6 protein-coding genes and 1 tRNA gene are annotated in these 5,236 nt (G+C 41.7%); 5 read left to right on the top strand and 2 right to left on the bottom strand.

The features are described from left to right. Positions 1-480 precede the first annotated feature (480 nt). The 4 genes from HMPREF3034_RS09640 (at position 481) to HMPREF3034_RS09625 (ending at position 3,278) form a co-directional block, all read left to right on the top strand. Positions 481-867 carry a lytic transglycosylase domain-containing protein gene (locus HMPREF3034_RS09640; RefSeq protein ID WP_369793989.1) on the top strand — a complete coding sequence of 129 codons (387 nt, stop codon included), beginning with the start codon at positions 481-483 and terminating at the stop codon, positions 865-867. A gap of 157 nt (positions 868-1,024) precedes the next feature. Continuing rightward, positions 1,025-1,585, top strand: coding sequence for a LemA family protein (locus tag HMPREF3034_RS09635; protein WP_062435135.1), 561 nt, complete (start codon positions 1,025-1,027; stop codon positions 1,583-1,585). 4 nt (positions 1,586-1,589) lie between these two features. Beyond that, positions 1,590-2,591, top strand: a complete 1,002-nt coding sequence (locus HMPREF3034_RS09630; protein ID WP_036900192.1) for a M48 family metallopeptidase — start codon at positions 1,590-1,592, stop codon at positions 2,589-2,591. Then, positions 2,592-3,278 carry a GDSL-type esterase/lipase family protein gene (locus HMPREF3034_RS09625; protein WP_036900191.1) on the top strand — a complete coding sequence of 229 codons (687 nt, stop codon included), beginning with the start codon at positions 2,592-2,594 and terminating at the stop codon, positions 3,276-3,278. Positions 3,279-3,562: 284 nt separating this feature from the next. Here HMPREF3034_RS09625 and fabG read toward each other — a convergent pair whose 3' ends face one another. Next, complete coding sequence (gene fabG / locus HMPREF3034_RS09620; RefSeq protein ID WP_036900190.1) at positions 3,563-4,315, bottom strand: 3-oxoacyl-[acyl-carrier-protein] reductase; 753 nt, start codon at positions 4,313-4,315, stop codon at positions 3,563-3,565. 40 nt (positions 4,316-4,355) lie between these two features. Then, positions 4,356-4,949: a TetR/AcrR family transcriptional regulator gene (locus HMPREF3034_RS09615; protein ID WP_036900186.1), complete on the bottom strand. Its 594-nt coding sequence runs from the start codon at positions 4,947-4,949 to the stop codon at positions 4,356-4,358. A gap of 196 nt (positions 4,950-5,145) precedes the next feature. Here HMPREF3034_RS09615 and HMPREF3034_RS09610 point away from each other — a divergent pair. After that, positions 5,146-5,218: transfer RNA gene (locus HMPREF3034_RS09610), tRNA-Met, on the top strand. The last annotated feature ends 18 nt before the right edge of the window (positions 5,219-5,236 follow it).

Here is a 5,236-nt window from a genome sequence, read left to right as displayed (position 1 = left end):
TCTCTAAGTGAGAACTATGTACACTCAGACGGTTGATGTACTTTTGTACTTGCTGGTTGATTTCATTTGACTCTACAGATGTAACTTTTTTGAGCTTTTATATGGAGTATTATTGGAATATTTTGTTCTAATATTATTGCTAAAAAGGGCTTTTGAAGCGTGAAATAAGACGGCATTAATATTATTGAAAATGTATAAAAAGCCTTTATAATCAGCACTTTATGCATGATTCTTTCTTCTTTCTCAGATGTTTTGTGTACCTTTGCACCGATAAGAATAAGGATAACATCTTTTTGTTGTATTAGAAGTGTTATTCGCTAAGGTATCTAACGGAATCGAGGATATTGGTAACGCTTTTTCTCAATAGCCATATTCGCGTGCATTTTTGCTTTTCTCTTGCACAGGTTCCATAATCAAAACAAAATGGAGAGAATAAACAAAGTTGTATTTTTAATTTTACTTATCTTTGCGTCATCTCGGATGACAGCCCTTGCGGCAGATGGTTTAAAAGTTGTACCTAACAGTAAACAAGTAGATTGGAATCCAGTGATGGATGCCATTATTCAAGTAGAGAGCAGAGGAGATTCGAAAGCCAAGAGTGGTAATTCCATTGGTGCAATGCAAATTACACCGATATTGGTAGCTGAATGTAATCAGATTCTTAAAAGAAAGAAAAGCAAGAAGAGATTTAAGTTGTCTGATCGATTCAGTGTTTCGAAGTCCAAGGAGATGTTTTTACTCTTCCAGTCTGCACATAACCCATTGAACGACATCGAGAGAGCTATACGCTCGTGGAACGGTGGTCTTCACTTTAATGTCAAGCGAACGCAGCGATATTTAGAGAAGGTTATGAGTGTCATGAAATAAATCATTATTTCTATAAATCCAGTCAATAGATTTATTCTACTGACTGGATTTTTCCTTTTATACCGTTAACAATCTAATAAATCTTAAAAACCTGTCGTATCCTCAACTTTTGCATTATATTTGTAATCTAATAGATAAAATTATAAATCATAAGAATATGTCATTAATTATTGTTGTGGTAGTCGTTGTACTACTTTTAGTGTGGGGTGTAAGCCTTTATAATAACTTAGTGAAGCTTCGCAATAATCGTGAAAATGCGTTTGCTAACATTGATGTGCAGTTGAAGCAACGTCATGATTTGGTTCCTCAGTTGGTTGCTACGGTGAAAGGATATGCAGAGCATGAGAAAGAAGTGTTCCAACGTGTTACGGAAGCCCGTGCAGCTGCGATGGGAGCCACATCTGTCAATGATAAGGTACAAGCCGAAAATGCGTTGACAGGAGCCTTAGCCGGACTCAAAGTTTCGCTTGAAGCTTATCCAGAACTGAAAGCAAACGAGAACTTCCTCCAGCTTCAAAACGAGCTCTCTGATATCGAGAACAAGTTGGCAGCAGTGCGTCGTTTCTTCAATTCTGCAACACGCGAATTGAACAATGCTGTCCAAACATTCCCTTCAAATATTTTTGCCAAGATGTTCGGCTTCCAAAAGGAGCCTATGTTTGAGGTTCCACAAGAGGAAAGAGCTATGCTTGACAAGGCTCCCGAAGTAAAGTTCTAGGCCGATGAAGTATGTAGGAATGCAGACCCAAATCAGCCGTAACAACATGTTGAGTGTGTTGTTGCTGCTCATGTTTCCCGTAATTATCTTGGGAATGGTTTGGGTATTCCTTGCCCTCTTAAATTATTTCGGTGGTGGCTATTATGATGAATATGGGAGTGTCGTGCACCAACTAGATGCCGATACGGTCAATTATTACTTCATAACGACTATTCCTTGGGTAATTCTAGGAGTATTGGTGTGGTTTGTCATAGCCTATTATAGCAATGTACGCATGATACAGGCGGCTACCGGTGCTCGTCCGTTGAGCCGTCGTGATAATCCTCGTGTATATAATATCGTGGAGAATTTGTGTATGACTTGCAATATGGACATGCCTCAAATCAATGTTGTTGACGATGACCAATTGAATGCTTTTGCTAGCGGTATAGACAAAAAGTCGTACACGGTCACCGTTACCACCGGACTACTCAATCTCCTTACCGACGAAGAATTGGCCGGGGTGCTTGGGCATGAGCTTACTCATATTCGCAATCATGATACCAAGTTGCTTATTACCAGTATAATCTTCGTGGGCATCATCTCCACTGTCATGTCGCTTGTGGTGCGAATGATGTATAATATGATGTGGTATGGGGGGGGGCGGAGTGGTCGTAATGGCGAGAAAAATGGCCTTTCCGTTATCGTCATCATGTTGATAGGTGTCGTGTGTTGTGCCATAGCCTACTTCTTCACGTTGGTTACTCGCTTTGCCATATCGCGCAAACGCGAGTATATGGCAGATGCAGGTGGGGCAGAGCTATGTGGTAATCCGCTCGCTTTGGCTTCTGCTTTAAGGAAGATTTCGGGTAATCCCGGGCTTGATGATGTCAAGCGTGCCGATGTGGCACAACTCTTTATCATTCAGCCCGATGAGATGGAGCAAGGCTTAATGAGTTTCATGAATTCGCTTTTCAGCACTCATCCCGATACCGAAAAGCGTATACAAATATTAGAACAGTTTTAAATGTCTAGAATTAAATATCTTCTGTTTGCCATGATGGCTATCTGTTCGCAGTCTATGGAAGCTCAATCTGTGAAATATAGTCCGTTCCCACATTATACAGAAAGGATTAAGGAGTTTGATAGTATGACTCCTATTGATAGCTCTTCAATTGTGATGTTGGGTAATAGTCTTACTGAGAATGGGGGTGATTGGAATGCTCGTTTAGATGGGAAACGTATCAAGAATCGTGGTATATCGGGCGATGATGCCATAGGTATCAAGCATCGACTTATACAGATCTTGCCCGGAAAGCCTAAAGCTATTTTCTTGATGGTGGGTGTCAACGATTTGAGCCATGACTTGACTCCCCGACAGGTGTTTGATAATATCTGTCCCGTGATAGAGCAGATTCGTCGCGACTCTCCTCAAACCCAATTGTTTGTCCAGAGTCTGTTGCCTATCAACGAATCCTTTGGCCGTTGGAAAACGCTGGATGGGAAGACTAATGATATTCCTGTTATCAACAAGATGTTGAAGCAATATTGCCAAAAACATCATATTACATATATCAACCTTTTTAAGCAATTCGTCCGTCATGGCACGAATGAGTTGCGTGCCTCTCTTTCAGTAGATGGATTACACCTGTCTCCCGTGGGGTATAAGATTTGGGCATTTGAACTACAACGTTACGTTAGAGGATTGGAGTAAACTCTTAAGAAGTACTTTGGCGTATCTCAAATTGCTGTTTACAATATAGTGAGTAGTTTGTTATCAGTTTATTGCAGGGGCGAGGCAGCAATATTGCCAAAACGTTTCAGTATTACTGAAGAGGCCGAACAGCATCATTGCTTACTTATTGCAGTGAAGAGAGTGGGAACTTTTTAGATGGTCGAATAATAGAGGAATAGTCGAAATACAGGCATAAGAAAAAGCCCAATGTGCATCTACCGAGATGTGCATTGGGCTTTTTGATTATTCGGTATTGTACTTGATTACATGTTCATACCACCGTCTATCTGAATCACCTGACCGGTTACATAGCTAGATAGGTCTGAAGCCAAGTAAACAGCAGTGTTTGCAATATCCTCTACAGTACCGCCACGGCGCAATGGAATCTTGTTGGTCCATTCTTTACGAACATTCTCTGGTAGAGCTTGAGTCATGGCTGTGTCGATAAATCCGGGAGCGATAGCGTTGGCGCGGATACCCTTGGGACCCATCTCTTGGGCTACACTCTTAGCCAATGCGATAAGACCGGCCTTAGAAGCTGCATAGTTGCTCTGGCCTGCGTTGCCGTGAACACCGACTACAGAAGCCATGTTGATGATAGAACCTTGGCGCTGACGCATCATTACAGGTACGCAAGCGTGGATGAAGTTGAATGCACTCTTCAAGTTTACAGCGATGACTGCGTCCCACTGCTGCTCTGTCATGCGCAACATCAAACCGTCTTTGGTGATTCCGGCATTGTTAATTAAAATATCAATAGAGCCGAACTCTTCTTTCACTTTGTTTACAACCTCTTCGCTCTCGGCAAAGTTTGCTGCATTGCTTGCATATCCTTTAGCTTTTACGCCTTTAGCTGCAATCTCACGCTCTGTTGCCAATCCGCCGTGCTCTTCGTCGATAACGAGGTCGGTGAAGGCGATATTAGCACCCTCTTCGGCAAACTTCAAGGCAATAGCCTTGCCAATTCCACGTGCAGCACCTGTAATCAGGGCTGTCTTACCTGTTAATAATCCCATTGCTTTAATTTTTTATTGTGTTATAATAAATACTTGTTTCCTATTTCTGTTTGAGTTTCCCCAGCGCTCCGTAGACAACTTTAGCTACGAGCGGTTTGCTGCTTTCTTCAGTCAATCCATGCCCTAGGCGACCATAAATGAAAGGAACTTCCAGCCCTTTGATACAATAGTGAGTGATGTCGGCCACCAATTCTACGTCTTCAATGTCGAATTCTCCGTCGTTTTTACCTTCTTGATAAACCTTACGGAATAGTTCTATTTCGTCTTCATCAAAGTTTTTTCTCACTTTCTCTACCATCCAAATATTACGAAAGAACTCCGCACGCAGGTTACCATTCCTTACGACAGTCTCACGAATCATGCTCAGATGCGTGTATATCAACTCTATGATTTTGTCTTGAGGACGAATCTTGAGTTCAGCCACCTCATCCAGTTTGTCCGATAGTCGTTCCAATTCCGACTCTATGACAGCCGAGTAAACATCTTCTTTCCTACTAAAATACGTGTAAAGTGTCCTACGTCCTTTGCCCGAAGCAATGGCTATGTCGTTCATAGTCGTGTTTGCAATGCCATTTTTGGCAAATAGTTGTCTGGCAACATCTACGAGTTTCTGTCTGGTTTTTGATATAGACATCTATTAATTCCTCCTGTGTTTCTATTGTTTGCACATCGCTTTGTAATGTGCAAATGTAATAGAAATCTCGCATACAGCCAAATCTTAAGCCTTGTTTTACCCCTTTTAACGAAAAAAACTCAGTTAATATTTGGTTGTTTCAAATAAAAGTCATACCTTTGCACTCGCAATCCGGAAAGGGATTGATTATTAATATCGCGGAGTGGAGCAGTTGGTAGCTCGCCAGGCTCATAACCTGGAGGTCGCATGTTCGAGTCTTGCCTCCGCAACTAAATACGCTCGAAAGT

Origin of the sequence: Prevotella sp. DNF00663, assembly GCF_001553265.1 — a bacterium.
Lineage (GTDB): Bacteria > Bacteroidota > Bacteroidia > Bacteroidales > Bacteroidaceae > Prevotella.
Note: the sequence above shows the minus strand (reverse complement) of the source record. Positions and strands in the feature narration are given on the sequence as shown.